Genomic DNA, 16,927 nt, shown 5'->3' with positions numbered 1-16,927 from the left:
AAAGACCCTTTCGCGGGACGGGAGGTCCCCCGTTGGCGGGGGACCTCCCGAGCGCTGGTGCAACCGTCAGCCGGTTCGACGGATCCCTGCGGATCCGAGGGTCACGGGAAGCTGACGACGGTCGACGGTGTGGTGTTGGTCGGGGTCGCGGCTCCCGTCTGGTTGATCACGTGCTGGATCACACCGACATTGCCCAGTGAGACGGTGAGCAGGTCGTGGAGGTTGACCCCCGCCACGGACGGGGCCTCGAAGGCGTGATCTGCCACCACCGCCGGATTGACGTTGAAGTAGCAGTAGCTGCCCAGCCCGTAGGCCTGGTGCGAGGTGACGTTCGGGGACACCACGTAGGCGGCGTATCCGTTGGTCGAGCCGTTCATCCAGGCGGCCTGGTTCGGCGGGTCGTAGGGCATCTCGTTCTGCAGGAAGATGGTCTCGCCGCCCTGGCCGTTCCACACCACCTCGTTCTTCTGGTAGTGCTCGATGAACAGCCCGGTCGCCAGCACGTTGTTGCCGTTGACGATCAGTCCGGTGTCGGCGGTGTTGACGGTCCAGCCGACCGTGCCGGCGTTGCCGTGGTCCGCGCGCCAGGCCCAGATGTCGTTCAGCAGCGTGTTGTTGGAGTTGACCACCAGGCTGTCGGTGGCCTTGCCGGCGATGTCACCGCCGATCCGGAAGAACACGTCCTGGACCGAGGTCGGGTTGGCGGCGTGGTTGGCCGAGGAGCCCTGGGCGCCGACGGTCAGCAGCGCCGAGGAGTTGGTGGTGCCGGCGTCGAACAGCACGCCGCTGATCCGCACCCCGTCGACATCGGCGACCTGCATGGTGTTGACGCCGCCGGTCGGCACGAGGGTCGGGAACCCGGTGCCCAGGACGACGGTGTTGGGGTTGTTGACGTTGAGCGTCTGGTCGATGCTGTAGACGCCGGGGGTGAGGAACAGGCTGCAGCCCTGCGCCAGCGCCGCGTTCATCTGGGCGGCGGTGTTGGACGGGGTCGCCACGAAGAACTGACTGATCGGCAGGGAGGTGCCGGGGGTGGCCCCGTTGGCCCAACTGGCTCCGGACGCGTTCGTGCGCAGCGAGGGCAGGAACACCCGGTAGGCGCCGGAGGAGTCCACGTACAGGTACGGCACGTCACGCGAGGTGGGCGTGGTGGCCAGGGTGGTCATCGGAGGAGTGGGGAAGCTCTGCGCGGGTGCTCCGGTCACGCCGGAGAACACCATGTTCCACACCGAGCCGCTCCAGCTGCCGAAGTTGCTGTCCTGCGAGTACCACTGCTGCTGGGACACGCTGGAGGCCTGCCCGGAGACCTTGGAGTCGGCGATGTAGCCGCCGCTGGCGTAGCCGTAGCTGGCCGGGTAGAGCTGCAGCCCGCCGTGGATGTCCATCCTGCGGAACGGACCGGCCTGGGCGACGGCCCAACGGGTGTTGCCCGCCGAGGGGTTGACGGCCATGTTCTCCGCCGAGCGCCAGAAGTTCTGGGTGGCGTTGCCGGTGCCGTCGAAGGAGTCGACGGTGACGTCGCCGTTGATGGTGACGTCGTCCGGGTTCTGCCCCAGGCCCTGGATCGAGGTGTAGTAGCCGATGTTGGCGGTGTTGCTGTAGGTGCCCGGCTTGAACAGCAGCGAGTACCGGTCGGTGCCGAACTGGTTGAGCTTCTGGGTGTTGAAGACCGAGTCCAGCGTGGACTGGATGGTGGCGCTGGACATGCTGGGGTCGAAGATCTTCATGTTGGGGCCGAAGTCCGGCGAGCTTGGCTGGGTGCAGCCGGCGGCGCCGCTGGTCACGGTCCAGGTGAAGGGGGCTGATCCGGCGGCGTTGGTGGAGTCGGTGGCGGTCACCGTGGCGTTGAAGGTGCCGGCCGTGCTGGGGGTGCCGGAGATCAGGCCGGTCGACGCGTTGATCGACAGTCCGGTCGGCAGTCCGGTGGCGCTGTAGGTCAGCGTCTGGCCGGCTGCGGAGTCGGTGGCGTGGATCTGCAGGCTGGTGGCGGTGCCCACGGTTGCGGACTGGGCGCCGGGAGCGGTGACCGTGACGGTGTTGCCGCCGGTGGAGGTGCCGGTGAAGACCTGGAACTCCCACAGCGAGTAGCCGTAGCCGGTGGCCCGGGCGGTGCCGTACATCCGGATGTACCGGCCGCTGCCCGAGACGTTCAGGGTCTGCACCCCGCCGGTGCCGGTGGTGGTGGTGTAGATCGGCGTCCAGGTGGCGTTGTCGTTGGAGGTCTGGATCTGGAACGCGGTGCCGTAGGCGGTCTCCCAGTTGAGCACGACCTGGCAGATCGACTGGCTGCTGCCCAGGTCGACCTCCAGCCACTGCGGGTCGGAGAAGGCGCTGGACCAGCGGGTGCCGGTGTTGCCGTCGGTGGCGTCGGCGGCCGGGGTGCCGGCGTTCTCGGCGGAGGACGCGGTGGTGGTCTTGCCGAGCGCGGCGTTGGTGGTTCCGCAGCTGCTGCCGGAGCCGATGGTCCCGTAGACCTGGAACTCCCAGAGCGAGTAGCCGTAGGCGGTGTTGCGGGCCGTTCCGTACATGCGCACGTAGCGGCCGGTGCCGGTGACGGCCAGGGTCTCGGTGCCGCCGGGGCCGGTGGTGGTGGTGTAGATCGGCGTCCAGGTGGTTCCGTCGCTGGAGGTCTGGATCTGGTAGGCCTTGCCGGAAGCGGTCTCCCAGTTCAGCACCACCTTGTCGATGGAGGCGGTGGCCCCGAGGTCGACCTCCAGCCACTGCGGGTCGGAGAAGGCGCTGGACCAGCGGGTGCCGGTGTCGCCGTCGGTGGCGTCGGCGGCCGGGGTCCCGGCGTTCTCGGTGGAGGACGCCGTGGTGGGCTTGCCCTGCGAGAGCAGGGTGTCGGCGGCATGGGCGGCGGGTGCGGCGATCGTGCAGATCGCCAGGCTCAGGGCGACGAGGAAGAGCAGTGCGGCGTGCGCCGGGCGGAACAGGGCGCTCCGATGGATCGTGCCACCGGAGGAGTGGGCCTGCATGACAACTCCAGCAAGGTCGGGGGGAAGAGCGGCGAAGCGGCGGTGCGGGTGCGACCTCGGCGCGCTCGTCCTGCGCGGGGGTCGGCACGGGCATCGCGACCACGAACGTCAGCGGTCGGCCGGGCCTGCCGCGGGGGGCCGCGCGTGGCAGGGCATGGTCGTACCATGACATCACCTTTCGACGGGAAGGGCGTGAAATCTCCACTCAGAGAGCGCTCTCCCCCTGAGGTATAGGGGGCCCGTGGCGCTGGTGTCAACGAATCGGCGATCCGGAACCGGACCGGTCCTCGTCACGCCCTGCGGCTGCAGCCACCCGTGGTTGATGCCCCGTCAGGCCGACCACGACGGTGCCGGGGGCATCCGTCGTGGTCGTTGTCGTGGTCGCCGCTGCGATTGCCGGCCCGTCGCCGGCTGACCGTCGACTGGTTCAGTCGCGCGGCAGCAGCAGGCGGGAGAGGACGGCGGTGGCCAGCAGTAGGGCCGCGACGGCGAGCAGGCCGAGGCGCATGCCCGGGAGCGAGAAGCCACCGTCGGTGCCGGAGAGCAGGCCGCCGAAGAGGGCGACCGCCAGCGCTCCGCCGGTCTGGCGGAAGGAGTTGAGCAGCCCCGACGCTGTTCCCACCCGCTCCCCGGGGACGGCGTCCATCAGCAGCGCGGTCACCGCGGGTACCGCCAGCGCCCCGCCGACGCTCAGCGGCAGCAGCAGGACCAGAACCAGCCACACCGGGGTGTGCGCGGCCAGCGGCAGCATGGCCAGCATCGCCACGGTGAAGACCAGTTGCCCGGCGACGATCACCGGTCGCCGCCCGATCCGCTCCGCCAGCCGCGGCGAGACCAGGTTGGTCGCCGTCACCACCGCCGACATCGGCACGAACATCAGCCCGGCCGAGATCCCCGACATTCCGCGCAGTCGCTGGTAGTACAGCCCGAGCAGGAAGATCCCGCCGTAGAAGGCGACGTTGACGGCGAAGCCGACCGCGAGCGGGACGGTAACCCGACGGTCCCTCAGCATCCCCAGTGGGAGCAGGGGTTGGGGGTAGCTGGCCTCCACCGCGAGGAAGGCCGCACCGGCCGCCACCGCGATCGCGGCGGAGACCAGCACCGGGCCGCTGGTCCAGCCCAGGTGGCCGCCCTCGATCGCGGCGAAGGCCAGTCCGGCCAGCGCGAGCACGGCGGTGAGCTGGCCGCCGCCGTCCAGCGCGGCGGGCCGGCGCGGAGAGCGCTCCACCCGGATCAGCAGGCCCAGGACCAGCGCGCCCACCGGGAGGTTGAGCAGGAAGACCGCCCGCCAGCCCACCGTGTCGGTGAGCAGCCCGCCGAGCACCGGTCCCGCGGCCATCGCCACCGAGCCGCCGACGGTCCACAGCGCGATGGCGCGGGCCCGGGCCCGGGCGTCCTCGTAGGACTGGCGGATCAGCGCCAGTGAGGCCGGCATCACCACTGCGGCGGCGGCGCCCTGCGCCACCCGGGTGGCCACCAGCACGCCGATGTCCGGCGCCAGCGCGCAGCCGAGGGAGGCCAGGGTGAACAGGCTGATGCCCCAGGCGTAGGCCCGGCGGGCACCGGCCCGGTCGGACAGGGCCCCGGCGGAGAGCATCAGGGCCGCGAACATCAGGGTGTAGGCGTCCACCACCCACTGCAGTCCGGCCATCCCGCCGCTGAGGGTGTCCCCGATCGCGGGCAGGGCGATGTTCACCGCCGAGACGTCGATGGTGATCACGGTGAACCCGAGCAGCGAGGCGACCAGCGCCGCGCCGGTGCGCCGCCGGGCGCGGTGCGTGCGTTGGGCGTCGGACGCTGCGCCCGGTTCCGCCCGGTCCGAGTGCCGGAGCCGGGGCGTCCGCGTGGTCTGCATGGTGACTTCCTCTCAGGGGCGTTCGGCGGGCGGCCGCGGTGCGCCGGGGCCGCGGTCCGGTGTCGTGCACCCCCTGGGCCCCGGCGGCCGGGCCGCCCGTTCGGGACCAACTCTGGCCGCGCGCCGAACCGCGCGGCAGACCGCGCCCTGCCCGGGGTGCCGCGTTCCAGGCCCTGACACGGCCCCCCACGCACCGGACCGGCCTGCGACAATGGCCGGATGGCAACAGCAACGGATGCGCGGGGCACCGAACTCGGCCGGTACCTGAAGGCCCGCAGGGCGCAGGTGCGCCCCGAGGACGTGGGCCTGCCAGCCGGCGCGGGCCTGCGCCGCACCCCCGGACTGCGCCGGGAGGAGCTGGCGGTACTGGCCGGGGTGAGCGTCGACTACTACATCCGCCTGGAGCGGGGCCGTGAGACCAATCCCTCGCCGGCTGTCGTGGACGCCCTCGGCCGTGCGCTGCGGCTGCGCGGCGACGGCTACGAGCGCCTGCACGAGCTCGCCGAGCTGGCCGCCGGACGGATCTCCGAGCTGCCGGCCTGCTCGGACCACACCGTCCGCGAGTCGGTGCTGCGGATGCTGGAGTCGGTGCGTCCGCTGCCCGCCTACGTGGTGAGCCGCCACAACCGGGTGCTGGCCGCCAACCCGCCCGGCCGGCGGCTGCTGCCCGGGCTCTGGGACTGGCCCGAGGACCGGCGCAATCTGACCCGGTACCTGTTCCTGCACCCGCTCGGCCGCACGCTCTACGACCCCTGGCAGGAGACGGTCGCGCTCTCGGTGGCGCATCTGCGGGCCGTCGCCGGGGTCGACCCGGACGACCCCGAACTGACCGCGCTGGTCGGCGAACTGGTGCTGAAGTCGCCGGAGTTCGCGCGGCTGTGGGAACGCTACGACGTCTGCGAGCGCGGTGGCGGCCAGAAGACCTTCCGGCATCCCAAGGTCGGGTCGATGACCCTGACCTACGAGGTGATGCAGCTGGCCCGGACCGGCGGCCAGCGGATGGTGGTCTACCAGGCGGCCCCGGGTACCGCGGACGAGCAGGCCATGCTCCGCCTGGAGTCCGCGGACGCCGGAGCGGAGCCGACGCCCACCTGCGCCCCGGCCTCCGCCCCGTCCCCGTCCCCGTCCCCGGCCTACGCCTCGGCCTCGGTCGGCTGAGGCCGAGGCGAGCCGGCGGGGGTGGTGGTCGGCGTCAGGTTCCGGCGGCGGCCACCTGGTTGGCCAGTTCGGTGGCCAGCCGGTGCATGACCGTGCGGTTGGCGCGCCGCATCACGGCCCGCACCACGGGGGCCAGCAGGCGGTCGGTGAGCGGGGCGTGCGACCAGGCGTAGCTGAAGGACACCTGGCTCCCGCCGGTCTGCAGCGGCTCGATGGTGTAGGTGCCGTGGGCCAGGCGCCGGCCGGCCGCGCTGACGTTCCGTTCGACGATGCAATGCGGCGGGTCGGCCTCGATGACCTCGATGGCGACTTCGGTCCGGTTGCCGCCCAGCGTTGCGGTGACCGTGGCGCAGGATCCGACACCGGCTTCGGGGCCGCTGAAGTGCCAGTCGGTCAGGTAGTGGTCGGTGAACCGCTGGTGATGCGCGGTGACGTCGAGGAAGTCGTAGACCTGCTCGGGCGACTGCGGGACATCGATCGACACGGTGACAGGCTTCATGTACCACACGGTACACACGGCATGTACCGATTGGTACACTCCTGACGTGGCGAATACCGACCCACCGCAGCCCGAGGACGAGGGCCGGCGCGCCCAACTGGTGCACGCCGCCGTCGACTACGTCGAGGCGCACGGCATCGCAGACCTGAGCCTGCGCGGTCTGGGCGCCGCCATCGGCACCAGTCACCGCATGCTGATCCACTACTTCGGCTCCAAGGAGCAACTGCTGGTCGAGATCGTCCGGGCGTCGGAACAGCGCCAACGCGATCTGCTCACCCAGCTCCGGGTGGAACCCGGCCTCTCACCCGCCGACGCCTCGCGGCTGCTCTGGCAGCAGCTGACGGACCCTCGGCTGGACGGTCAGGAACGGCTCTTCTTCGAGATCTGCGGGAACGCGCTGCGCGGTCGTCCCGAGGCCGTCCCGGTCCTGGAAGGCCTGGTGAACGACTGGCTGGACCTGCTCGCGGCCCCCGAGGCGGCAGCCGGGACCGACCCGGCCGTGGCCCGGAGCCGGGCCAGGCTGGGGCTGGCCACCGTGCGCGGCCTGCTGCTCGACCTGCTCGCCACCGGTGACCGCGCGGGGGTCGACGCGGCGATGGAGGAGTTCCTACGGCTGTACTTCGGCCCGACCTGACGGGCCCCGGCTCACCCCATGTGCGCCGCGGTCCGGTCGAACGTCGTGGCGGCCAGGGCGAGCAGGGCCTCGTCGTGTCCGGGGCCGGCGATCAGGCACAGGCCGCCGGGGCCGTGCGGAACGGTGACCGCGGGGAGGCCGGCCAGGCTGGCCAGGCAGGTGAGGGCGAGTGTGGCGGTTCGGGGCGGTGCGCCGCGCAGTTCCGGCGGTGCGAAGGCGGGTGCGGCGCCGGGGGCGGCGGGGAGGGCGAGTACGGTGCCGTCGGCGAGGAGCCGGTGCAGCCGGTCGCGGTGGGTCGCGAGCGCGGCGTGTGCGTGCGCCTGCGCTTCGGCGGTGATCTGCGCGGCTGCGGCGAGGCGGGCGCCGACCCCGGGTCCGAACGTGGGCCGGTGGGCCCGGATCCACGGGCCGTGGACGGCCCAGGCCTCGGCGCCCTGGACGGTGCTGAACGCCTCGCGTGCGCCCTCGAAGCCTGACAGGTCGTCATGGTCTGTACTGCGGACCAGCGGTGCCAGGTTCTGCCGGATCCCCTCCTCGGCCTGCGTCCACAGGTTGGCCGGGGCCAGTATCCGTCCCAGGGGGCGGGTCGCCGGGGGAGTGTCGGCGAGCAGGGCCCGTGCGCCCCAGGCGAGGGTTTCGGCGTCGCGGGTGAGCAGTCCGGGTACGTCGAAGGAGGGGGCCAGCGGTGCGATTCCGGTGCGGCTCACCCGGGCGTGGGTGGGGCGCAGGCTCCACAGTCCGCAGTAGGCGGCGGGGACGCGGATGGAGCCGGCCGTGTCCGTGCCCAGGCCGAGGTCGGCCCGGCCGGCGGCGACGGCCGCGGCGGATCCGCTGGAGGAGCCGCCGGTCAGCCGGCCCGGCGCGGCCGGGTTGGCGACGGCTCCGTAGTGGGCGTTGGTCCCGCCCAGGCTGTAGGCGAGTTCGTCGGTGTGGGTCTTTCCCACGACGAAGGCGCCCGCCTCACGCAGGAGTTGTACGCACTCGGCGTCGCGGGCGGCGGGTCGGGCGGTGGCCAGCTTGTCCGGGTGGCCGCAGCCAGTGGGCAGCCCGGCGACGTCGATGACGTCCTTGACCGCCAGGCGCGGCACGCCCTGCGGTGCGCTGCGCTGCGGCAGCCAGTCGACGAAGGGGCCGATCACCGGGTCGCCACCGTCAGCAGCAGGGGCGTCAGATCGGCGCGGGGGAGCGTGACATGGACGCCCTTGACCCGGTCGACCACCTGGGAGATGCGCAGGTCCACGGCGGCGCTGAGGTAGGCCAGGGCGACCGCGGCCGGGATGCCGCAGCGCTCGTCCAGGTAGGCCAGGGCGGCCCGGGTGGCCTTGCGGACGGCTTCGTCGAGGTCCTCGTCCAGGCCGGTGACCAGCAGGTGCTCGGCGGTCTCGGCGTAGGGTCCGGCGAGCCGGGCGGCGAGCCTGCGGGCTGCCGGGTCGCTGTGAAGGGTCAGGCGCAGGGTGGCGCGCAGCGGGGCCTCGAAGGCGGTCAGGGCCACTTCGCCGTCCCCCTGTGAGAAGTGCGGATCGCCCGCGTAGAAGAGCGCCTCCGGCACCTGGACCGGCAGGAACAGCCGGGCGCCGGTGCCCAGCATCCGGATGTCGAGGTTGCCGCCGTGCGCGCCCGGCGGGACCGAGTGCACCGGCCGGTCGGTGGCCGGGGCGACGCCCATGATGCCGAGGAAGGGCGCCAGCGGGAAGCGCAGCTGCCGTCCGTCGCCGACCGGCAGCAGGCCGGTGCCGCCCTCGGCCCGGGCGACCAGGCTGACCGGCGGCACCGGCTCGCCCACCGGGTGGCCGGGCGGGGCCGCCGGGTACTCCCCGGCCAGTGCGCCGCGGCCGTGCCGGTTACTGATGACGCCGTAGTCGGTGCGCCGGTCCAGCCGCAGCACCTCGACCTCCAGCACGTCGCCCGGGCGGGCGCCGGCCACCGCCACCGGCCCGGTGACCACGTGCGGGCCGTGCAGGGAGGGGTCCAGGACCAGGTCGGAGGCGGCCAGGTCCACGGCGTCGCGGAGCAGTTGGTCCGCCGGTATGCCGGCTCGTCCGAAGAAGGCCGCCGGATCGCGGCCCTGGTCGGGCAGGATGCCCTCGTGGCTGAGGGTGTCCAGGCAGACGCTGCTGCCCGAGGCCACGGTGAGCAGTGGGCGGGTGGCGGCGTTCGGCAGCAGGCCCCAGGAGGTGTTCTTCTCGGTGGCGTCGAGGTAGTGGCTGCCGCTGACGGGTCCGGTGCCCGGCTGAAGTACGCTCATGGGGCAGCAAGATTGCATACAACCGTTACGGCTGCGTAAACCGGTGGCCGTGAGCGCGAGGGGAGGCCGGGCCGTGGTGAACGAGCGTGGTGCGGGGCGGCGGCGGGACACCACCCAGACGGTGTGCGCGGCGATCAGGGAGGACGTGGTCAGCCGGGTGTTCGCGCCCGGGGAGCGGCTGACCGAGGAGTCGCTGGCGGCTCGGTACCGGGTGTCCCGGGTGCCGGTGCGCGAGGCGCTGCGGACGCTGGAGGCGGAGGGCTTCGTGCACTCGCGGCCCTATGCGGGCACGTTCGTGGCGGAGATCTCGGAGACCGAGGCGGAGGACCTGCTGGGGCTGCGCGCCCTGATCGAGCCGTTCGGCGCCGAGCGGGCGGCCGCGCGGCGCAGCCAGCTGCACCTGGCCCGGCTGGAGCTGGTCCTGGCCGAGGCCGGGGAACTGCTGCGGGACGGCCGGCACGCCGGGCTGGCGCGGCTGAACACCAGCTTCCACCAGCTGCTCGCGGAGGCGTCCGGCAGCCCGGACACCGCGGCGCTGGTGGCGCAGCTGGGCAACAAGATCGCCTGGGTGTATTCAGTCGAGCTGCCGCGCCGGGCCAACGACTCCTGGCGGGAGCACGCCGAGATCCTGCAGGCCCTGCGCGACCAGGATCCCGAACGCGCCCGTGAGCTGGTGGCGGACCACATCAGGCGGGCTCAGCAGGCCTACCGGCTGCGCGGCGGCAAGGGTGTGAGAACTCCGCAACACGGCTGACACGGAAGCGAGCGCTTCCGTGAAATCCCGACTTTGTATACAACTCCCATCGCCGTTTCGGGCCAGCGTCCGGAACCCGCCGAGCGAAGGGAGCAGCGCCCGTGCACGACCTCGTGCTCCGCCGAGCCAGGATCACCGACGGTCCGTCAGGACCCGGTCAGGACAGCGGCCTGGTTGACATCGCCGTCAGCGGCGGGCTGATCGCCGCCATCGAACCGACCGGGGACCCCGGTACGGCCGCAGCCGCCCGGGAGGAGATCGACTGCGCCGGACTGGTGGTCATCCCCGGACTGATTGAGTCCCATCTGCATTTGGACAAGGCCCTGTTGGACCGGGAGCGCCCGAACCTGGCGGGCACCCTGGCCGGGGCCATCACGGTCACCGGCGAGCTCAAGCGCGGCTTCACCCACGACAGCGTGCGCCGACGCTCCGTCAGAGTCCTGGAGCAGGCCGTCGCCAACGGCACCACCCTGATCCGGGCCCACCCCGACGTCGACCCGATCGCCGGGCTCACCGGACTCGAGGTGATGCTCGAACTGCGGGAGCAGTACGCCGAACTGGTCGAACTGCAGGTCGTCGCCTTCCCGCAGGAGGGCATCGAGCGCGCCCCCGGCACCCTCGACCTGCTCCGCGAGGCGCTGCGTCGAGGGGCGGACGTCATCGGCGGCTGCACCTACAACGAGGCCGACCCGGACGCCTGCCGCCGCCACATCGACACCGTCTTCGCCCTGGCCACCGAGTTCGGCGTGCCGGTCGACCTGCACGCCGACTTCGCCGACGACGCCGACGACCCGCGGTTCGCCCTGGCCGAGTACATCGCCGACGCCACTGAGCAGCACGGCCTGCAGGGCCGGGTCGCCATCGGCCACGCCACCTCGCTGAGCGGCCGTCACCGTGCCGACCGGGCCCGGGTGCTGGCCCGGCTGGCCGAGACCGGGGTCGCCGTGGTCCCGCTGCCCGCCACCGACCTGCACCTGGGCGGGCGCAACGACGACACCGCGGTGCGGCGCGGCATCGCGCCGGTACGCGAACTGTGGGAGGCCGGGGTGACCACCGCCTACTCCAGCAACAACGTCCGCAACGCCTTCACCCCCTTCGGCAACGCCGACCTGCTGGACATCGGCCTGCTGCTGGCGCAGACCTGCCACCTGGGCAGCCCCGCCGACCAGCAGCGGATCCTGGCCATGGCCACCACCGGGGCCGCCCGCGTCGTCGGCATCGCCGACCGCTACGGGCTGCGCCCGGGAGCCCAGGCGGACCTGGTCGTGCTGGGCACCGAACGCCTCGCCGACGTCCTGCTGGACCGGCCCGACCGCCGCTGGGTGCTCAAACGCGGCCGCGTCGTGGCCCGCACCACCCGCAGCACCGAACTGCTCGTCCCCCAGCCGGCCTGAACGCACAGCCGGCCTGAACGCACAGCCGGCCTGAACGCCCGGTTCGCCTGAACCCCGGCCTGCCCGAACCCCCTTGCTTACCAACGACCGAGGAGCCTCCCCATGCGCGAACGCATCCCGCACGAGATCGCCGCATCCGTCATGGCCGCCACCACCGCCTTCGTCGGCGGCACCACCCTCAACCTGCCGCCATGGGCGATCTTCATCTCCTGGGCCGGCCTGCACCTGATGGGCAGCCCCAGCCTGGCCAACGCCAAGCGGCTGTGGGTCGCCATGCCGGTCGGCTCGACCTTCGCCGCCGCCATCGTCCTGGCCGACCAGCACCTGGGCCCGCACGCCGGCAGCAGCCGGATCGCCCAGGACGCGCTGCTGGCGGTGATCATCCTGGTGCTCAACTCCGCGCTGATGTACACCGGCAGACTCAGACTCACCTCCCTGGTCCCGGGGATGTTCCTCGGCTTCGCCTCCTTCTTCGCGACCTTCTTCGGCGGTTTCGGCTACCACGCCGGCAGTGTCTGGGCGGCCTGGGTGTCGGTGGTGGCCATGAACGCGCTCGGCCCGGTCTACGCCTACCTGGCGAACCGGCTCACCTTCGCCGTGCCCGACCCGGCGCCGGTCCCCGCACCCGCCGAGCCCGTCACGGCGGGCTGAGCATGCCGCAGCCACCCCGGACCTCCGGAGCGGACCACGCCGCCTGCGGGCAGGTGAACCTGCCGGAGGTCCGCGCCGAACTCCTGGACCTCGCCGACCGCTATGAGCACGCCCTGACCGGCAATCAGATCCAGGTCCTGGACGAGCTGTTCTGGGACAGTCCGGAGGCCGTCCGGCTCGGCGCGACCGAGGAGCTGTTCGGCACGGACGAGATCGCCGCCTTCCGCCGCGCCCGTCCGACCGCCGGGCTGGCCCGGACCCGGACCCGCACCGAGGTCACCGTCTTCGGCGCGGACTGCGCCGTCACCACCACCCTCTTCACCCGGGAAGGCGTGCCGGGCACCGGCCGCCAGCAGCAGACCTGGGTCCGCTTCCCGGACTGCGGCTGGCGGATCGTCGCCGCCCATGTCTCCCAACGCCCGTGAGTGGAACGGTCAGGCGACGAGCAGCCGCAGGCCGAGTTCGGCCGCGTCCAGGGCGACCAGGTCGCGGTTGCGCTCGGCCCAGCGGCCCGAGGCGAGGTCGTCGCGGAGTCCGGCCACCGCCCGCTGTTCGGCCTCGGGTCCGACCCTGGTCCACACCGAGACCGCGCGGCGCACCTGTTCGTCCAGGTAGGCCTCGGGCCGGCGCCAGTAGGCCTCGAAGAAGCCGTCGGCGCAGTCCCACGGGACGAGCACCGGCTCGGCGCGGCCGCCGATCGCCCGGGTCAGGTCGGCCAGTGACGGCCAGTCGGTGAGCAGTCCGGCGAACTCCGGCAGGTAGTCGCGGGTGAGCCAGAACCGCTGGAGCCAGCCGGGGTCGCTGGCGTCGTAGGTGAACACCACCACCCGGCGGGCCACCCGCCGCAGCTCACGCAGTCCGGCGACCGGGTCGCGCCAGTGGTGGACGGTGCTGAAGGCCATCGCGGCGTCGAAGGACCGGTCCGCGAACGGCAGGTGCTCCGCGGCGGCGGCCACGCACGGCGCCGCGCCTGCGGGACGCAGTGCGCGCATCACCGCCGAGGGTTCCACCGCGGTGACCTCGCGGTCGGTGGGCTCGTAGGAGCCGGTGCCGGCCCCGACGTTCAGTACCGTGCGGGCGTCCCCGAGTGCTTCCCAGACCCTCGCGGCTATCCGCGGTTCGGTGCGCCGCGTCGCCGGGTAGTCGGCCCCGATGCTGTCGTACAACTGCGGTCCGAACGCTTTGAGTTGTTCCTCCGGTGTCGCCCTGATCCCCATCGCCCGTGCCTCCAGTTCCCTGTCGATTGCCGTCACCGTGGCCGCGGCGCGGTCGCGCTGGTGCAGCAGCAGGCCGCGCAGCCGGCGCAGGTGCGCGACCGCGTCGGTGGCCGGGTCGTCGACCAGGTCGGCGATCTCGCGCAGCCCGAAGCCCAGCCGCCGGTAGGCGAGTACCTCCCGCAGCCGCTCCACGTCGCCCGCCGCGTAGGCCCGGTAGCCGGCGGGGGTCCGGGCGGACGGCCGGACCAGGCCGATCCGGTCGTAGTGGTGCAGGGTGCGGACGCTCACGCCGGCCAGTTCGGCGACGCGTCCCACGGTCAGGTGATCTTCCACACCCCGACTATGCGGCATGACGCCACGTCAGGGTCAACTGCCGCTTCAGGATGTGGGCTTGGCCCGGAACTTCGTCGAGACGACGAAGGCCACCACCGAGGAGACGATCAGCAGCGGGGTGGCGTTGGCGGCGTTGTCGCCGATCAGCAGCATCGCCAGCAGGGTGGCGGTGACCGGCAGGCCGGTGATGGCGGTGCCGGAGGCGGCCAGGCCGATGGACAGGCCGGCGGCGGTGCCCAGCCCCGGCAGGCCCGAGCAGGCCACCCCGACGACGGCGCCGAGCAGCACCGCCGGGAAGATCGGCCCACCGCGCAGCGAGCCCAGGCTGACGCCCCAGGCCAGTCCCTTGCAGAGGACCAGCAGTACCAGCGCGCCCACGCCCCAGGCGTGCGGATGCGCCGCCAGCTGGGCCAGCGTGGCCTGGCCCGACAGCGCCGCCTCCTCCGGCGAGCGGCCGCTCAAGGCGGCGTAGGCCCAGATGCAGACGCCGACGGCCACCGCGCACAGCACGGTCCGGACCGCGGTCTGCTGCCGGGTGAAGGCAACGGTGCGCCAGCCGAGCCACTGCGCGCCGACCACGACCAGCGCCACCAGGGCGGCGATGGGCACGGCCCACAGGAAGTCGCCGGCGTCGGGAGTGCTGCTGGTGGGCGCGGAGGGCAGCGCCAGGGCGCCGATGCCCAGGCCGGTCCAGTGGCCGAAGCCGGTGAAGACCAGCGCCCCCAGGCCGCTGGCCAGCAGGCAGGGCACGATCAGCAGCAGCAGTTGCGGTCCGCCCAGCCCGGCGGCCTCCAGCATCATCACGGCGCCGACCAGCGGGTTGCCGAAGATGGTGGCAATGGCGGCGGAGGAGCCGGCGGTGCCCAGCAGCAGGCCCAGCCTGGGGTCCTCCTGCTGCTTGGCCCGGCTGACGGTGAGCAGGGCGAGGCCGCCGCCCAGCGCCATCAGCGGTGCCTCGGGGCCGAGCGCGGTGCCCAGCGGCAGCGCGATCAGCGCCGCCAGCACGATCGACGGCAGCGCCGTTGGCGGCTGCGGCGGCCCGCCGAGCCCCTGGACCGGCAGGTGGCCGCCGTGCCCGGGCATCCTGACGATCACGGGGGCGATCAGCAGCCCCGCCAGGGCCAGCGTCGGCAGCGGCCACCACGAGGGGGCGACTCCGTAACCCAGCGCCTTGGGCAGCGACTCCCAGACCCAGTGCTGCAGTTCGTGCTCCAGGCTGACGAACCCGAAGGCCACCAGCGAGATCGGGATGCCGACCAGCGCGGCGAGCAGCAGCAGCTTCAGATAGCCGGGGCTCAGCAGCGTCGCCTTCAGCTGGGCCGCGCCGGTCGCCTCGGCCGGGGTCGCGGGGGCGGGCTGTCGGTTCGGGACTGACTGCTGGGAGGCCATGTCTCAGCTTCACCGCCGCGCCGCGCCGCAGCCCGCCGGACATGCCGGACGGCGCGGCGAGGTAACTCGTTCGGCTGGGTGCGGCCGTCCGGCCGGGCGGGACGCCGCGCTACGGCCGGGCGGAGGGGCGCAGGGAGTCGAGGACCAGGTCGAGCAGGCGTGCGACCTGGGCGCGGTCGCGGTCGGGCCCGGTAGAGAGGAACACCCCGAGCAGCAGGGCGGTGACGTCGTCGGGCTCGGTGTCCGCGCGGAAGACCCCGGAGGCCGCGCCGGCGGTGAGGATCGTGGCGATCGCGCTGGTGACGCGCTCGCGGGTGGTGGAGGTGGCGATGCGGCCCGAGGCCCAGCCCGCGCGCAGGGTGTCGACCAGGCCCCGCTTCAGCTCGACGAACCGGGCGTAGCGGTTCATCCAGGCGCGCAGGGCCGCGTCCGGGGGCAACTGCTCCAGCAGCGCCGCGGCGCTCCTGGTGATCTCGTCGAGCTCGGTCGCGTAGACCGCCTCGACCAGGGCCTCGCGGGTGGGGAAGTGGCGGTAGAGGGTGCCGATGCCGACGCCGGCCCGGCGGGCGATGTCCTCCAGCGGCACGGTGTCGTCGGCGGCGGCGAACGCGGCGGTCGCCTCGGCCACCAGCCGGTCGCGGTTGCGCCGTGCGTCGGCACGCAGCGGGCGTTCTGGAGCAGCCAAAGCGGAGGGACCTCCGGTAGTGTTATGGTCAGTAGCGGAGGAACCTCCGCTTCTCCCATACTCTCACAGGACAGGGGCACAGCCATGCCTGTCAGCACCACAGCCCACGGCCACCCGCGCCCGGGCGGCCCCGGCCGACTCGCCGGCCGCACCGTCTCCCGCGTCGGCTTCGGCGCCATGCAGCTCGAACGCCTCCATGACGACCGCCCCGCCGCGCTCGCCCTGCTGCGCCGCGCGGTCGAACTCGGCGTCGACCACGTCGACACCGCCCAGTTCTACGGCAACGGCTTCGTCAACGGCGTCATCCGCGACGCACTGCGACCCGAGGACGACGTCCTGGTGGTCAGCAAGGTCGGCGCCGACCCCGACCCCGGCGGCCGCATCCCGCTGCGCCCGGCCCAGCGCCCCGAACAGCTGCGGGCCAGCGTGGAGTCCAACCTCACCGCACTGGGCCTCGAACAGGTCCCGGTGGTGAACCTGCGCCGCCTGGACAACGGCCCGGGCCTGCGCGCCGAGGGCGACCAGGTGGTCGACGTCGACGACCAGCTCGCGGTGATGACCGCGCTGCGCGACGAGGGCAAGATCGGCGCGATCGGGCTGAGCAGCGTCACCGCCGACGTGCTGCGCCGCGCGCTGCCGGCCGGCATCGTCTGCGTGCAGAACGCCTACAGCCTGCTCTCCCGCGAGGACGAGGAGATGCTGGCGCTCTGCGTCGCCGAGGACATCGCCTGGGTGCCCTACTTCCCGCTGGGCAGCGGCTTCCCGGGCCTGCCCAAGGTCACCGACGAACCGGCCGTCCTCGACGCGGCCAAGGCCCTGGACACCACCCCGGCCCAGGTCGGCCTGGCCTGGCTGCTGCAGCACGCCCCGAACGTGCTGCTCATCCCCGGCACCGCCGACCCCGACCACCTCGCCGCCAACACCGAGGCCGGCTCCCTCGCCCTGGACCCGGCCACCGTCGCCGCCCTGGACGCAGTCCCCTCCCGCTCCCCGCGGATGACGCTCGACTGAGTGACCCGCCGGTGTCTGCAAGCCGACCGCTCAATGGCTGAGCGCGGCCCGCCGCCCGGCCCAGGTCCGGACGGCGGGCAGGTACGGCACTCCGTCGAGCCTGGTGCAGGCCACCGCGTCGCGG

General features: G+C 73.0%; 15 protein-coding genes. 7 read left to right on the top strand and 8 right to left on the bottom strand.

Features of this window, described 5'->3' with window-relative positions:
• Positions 1–101 precede the first annotated feature (101 nt).
• Together ABUW04_RS04170 and ABUW04_RS04165 are read right to left on the bottom strand one after the other, a co-directional pair.
• Positions 102–2,978, bottom strand: a complete 2,877-nt coding sequence (locus tag ABUW04_RS04170) for a discoidin domain-containing protein (protein ID WP_380562798.1) — start codon at positions 2,976–2,978, stop codon at positions 102–104.
• Between the two features lie 427 nt (positions 2,979–3,405).
• Positions 3,406–4,833, bottom strand: coding sequence for an MFS transporter (locus ABUW04_RS04165; protein ID WP_380562796.1), 1,428 nt, complete (start codon positions 4,831–4,833; stop codon positions 3,406–3,408).
• Positions 4,834–5,052: 219 nt separating this feature from the next.
• Here ABUW04_RS04165 and ABUW04_RS04160 point away from each other — a divergent pair, with 219 nt between their 5' ends.
• On the top strand, positions 5,053–5,991 hold the full coding sequence (locus ABUW04_RS04160) for a helix-turn-helix domain-containing protein (protein ID WP_380562794.1): 939 nt from the start codon (positions 5,053–5,055) through the stop codon (positions 5,989–5,991).
• Between the two features lie 34 nt (positions 5,992–6,025).
• Here ABUW04_RS04160 and ABUW04_RS04155 read toward each other — a convergent pair whose 3' ends face one another.
• A complete protein-coding gene (locus tag ABUW04_RS04155) occupies positions 6,026–6,490 on the bottom strand; it encodes an SRPBCC family protein (RefSeq protein ID WP_380562792.1) in 465 nt (154 codons plus the stop codon).
• 46 nt (positions 6,491–6,536) lie between these two features.
• Between ABUW04_RS04155 and ABUW04_RS04150 the strand changes: the two genes are divergently transcribed.
• Positions 6,537–7,124 (top strand): TetR family transcriptional regulator, encoded by a 588-nt coding sequence (locus tag ABUW04_RS04150; protein ID WP_380562790.1) that lies wholly within the window; start codon positions 6,537–6,539, stop codon positions 7,122–7,124.
• An 11-nt stretch (positions 7,125–7,135) separates the two neighbouring features.
• On the opposite strand, the gene ABUW04_RS04145 is transcribed toward ABUW04_RS04150, so the two are convergent.
• Both ABUW04_RS04145 and ABUW04_RS04140 read right to left on the bottom strand, forming a co-directional pair.
• Positions 7,136–8,263 carry an amidase family protein gene (locus ABUW04_RS04145; protein WP_380562788.1) on the bottom strand — a complete coding sequence of 376 codons (1,128 nt, stop codon included), beginning with the start codon at positions 8,261–8,263 and terminating at the stop codon, positions 7,136–7,138.
• The gene (locus ABUW04_RS04140) at positions 8,260–9,369 is read right to left on the bottom strand and encodes an acetamidase/formamidase family protein (protein WP_380562786.1); all 1,110 of its coding nucleotides are present in this window, start codon (positions 9,367–9,369) and stop codon (positions 8,260–8,262) included. Before ABUW04_RS04140 ends, ABUW04_RS04145 begins: the two co-directional genes overlap by 4 nt.
• A 121-nt stretch (positions 9,370–9,490) precedes the next feature.
• Between ABUW04_RS04140 and ABUW04_RS04135 the strand changes: the two genes are divergently transcribed.
• The 4 genes from ABUW04_RS04135 (at position 9,491) to hpxZ (ending at position 12,593) form a co-directional block, all read left to right on the top strand.
• A complete protein-coding gene (locus tag ABUW04_RS04135; RefSeq protein WP_380563445.1) occupies positions 9,491–10,123 on the top strand; it encodes a GntR family transcriptional regulator in 633 nt (210 codons plus the stop codon).
• Positions 10,124–10,224: 101 nt separating this feature from the next.
• A complete protein-coding gene (locus ABUW04_RS04130) occupies positions 10,225–11,517 on the top strand; it encodes an amidohydrolase family protein (protein WP_380562784.1) in 1,293 nt (430 codons plus the stop codon).
• Between the two features lie 102 nt (positions 11,518–11,619).
• Positions 11,620–12,168, top strand: coding sequence for a DUF1097 domain-containing protein (locus tag ABUW04_RS04125; RefSeq protein ID WP_380562782.1), 549 nt, complete (start codon positions 11,620–11,622; stop codon positions 12,166–12,168).
• A 2-nt stretch (positions 12,169–12,170) separates the two neighbouring features.
• A complete protein-coding gene (gene hpxZ / locus ABUW04_RS04120; protein ID WP_380562780.1) occupies positions 12,171–12,593 on the top strand; it encodes an oxalurate catabolism protein HpxZ in 423 nt (140 codons plus the stop codon).
• Positions 12,594–12,602: 9 nt separating this feature from the next.
• On the opposite strand, the gene ABUW04_RS04115 is transcribed toward hpxZ, so the two are convergent.
• The 3 genes from ABUW04_RS04115 to ABUW04_RS04105 all read right to left on the bottom strand — a co-directional run bounded on the left by ABUW04_RS04115 (position 12,603) and on the right by ABUW04_RS04105 (position 15,792).
• Entirely contained in the window at positions 12,603–13,736 is a 1,134-nt protein-coding gene (locus ABUW04_RS04115) for a MerR family transcriptional regulator (RefSeq protein ID WP_380562778.1), read from the bottom strand.
• 27 nt (positions 13,737–13,763) lie between these two features.
• Complete coding sequence (locus tag ABUW04_RS04110) at positions 13,764–15,107, bottom strand: chloride channel protein (RefSeq protein ID WP_380562776.1); 1,344 nt, start codon at positions 15,105–15,107, stop codon at positions 13,764–13,766.
• A 109-nt stretch (positions 15,108–15,216) separates the two neighbouring features.
• The gene (locus ABUW04_RS04105) at positions 15,217–15,792 is read right to left on the bottom strand and encodes a TetR/AcrR family transcriptional regulator (RefSeq protein ID WP_380562774.1); all 576 of its coding nucleotides are present in this window, start codon (positions 15,790–15,792) and stop codon (positions 15,217–15,219) included.
• An 84-nt stretch (positions 15,793–15,876) separates the two neighbouring features.
• Between ABUW04_RS04105 and ABUW04_RS04100 the strand changes: the two genes are divergently transcribed.
• Positions 15,877–16,803 (top strand): aldo/keto reductase, encoded by a 927-nt coding sequence (locus tag ABUW04_RS04100; RefSeq protein ID WP_380562772.1) that lies wholly within the window; start codon positions 15,877–15,879, stop codon positions 16,801–16,803.
• Positions 16,804–16,927 lie beyond the last annotated feature (124 nt).

Source organism: Streptacidiphilus jeojiensis, assembly GCF_042510965.1.
In the GTDB taxonomy this organism is placed as follows: Bacteria; Actinomycetota; Actinomycetes; order Streptomycetales; family Streptomycetaceae; genus Streptacidiphilus; species Streptacidiphilus jeojiensis.
This window is presented reverse-complemented; position numbering and strand designations above follow the sequence as displayed.

Coding starts and splice junctions, on each gene's coding strand:
- ABUW04_RS04170 (WP_380562798.1), bottom strand. CDS start 2,978: ATGCAGGCCCACTCCTCCGGTGGCACGATCCATCGGAGCGCCCTGTTC.
- ABUW04_RS04165 (WP_380562796.1), bottom strand. CDS start 4,833: ATGCAGACCACGCGGACGCCCCGGCTCCGGCACTCGGACCGGGCGGAA.
- ABUW04_RS04160 (WP_380562794.1), top strand. CDS start 5,053: ATGGCAACAGCAACGGATGCGCGGGGCACCGAACTCGGCCGGTACCTG.
- ABUW04_RS04155 (WP_380562792.1), bottom strand. CDS start 6,490: ATGAAGCCTGTCACCGTGTCGATCGATGTCCCGCAGTCGCCCGAGCAG.
- ABUW04_RS04140 (WP_380562786.1), bottom strand. CDS start 9,369: ATGAGCGTACTTCAGCCGGGCACCGGACCCGTCAGCGGCAGCCACTAC.
- ABUW04_RS04125 (WP_380562782.1), top strand. CDS start 11,620: ATGCGCGAACGCATCCCGCACGAGATCGCCGCATCCGTCATGGCCGCC.
- hpxZ (WP_380562780.1), top strand. CDS start 12,171: ATGCCGCAGCCACCCCGGACCTCCGGAGCGGACCACGCCGCCTGCGGG.
- ABUW04_RS04115 (WP_380562778.1), bottom strand. CDS start 13,736: ATGCCGCATAGTCGGGGTGTGGAAGATCACCTGACCGTGGGACGCGTC.
- ABUW04_RS04110 (WP_380562776.1), bottom strand. CDS start 15,107: ATGGCCTCCCAGCAGTCAGTCCCGAACCGACAGCCCGCCCCCGCGACC.
- ABUW04_RS04100 (WP_380562772.1), top strand. CDS start 15,877: ATGCCTGTCAGCACCACAGCCCACGGCCACCCGCGCCCGGGCGGCCCC.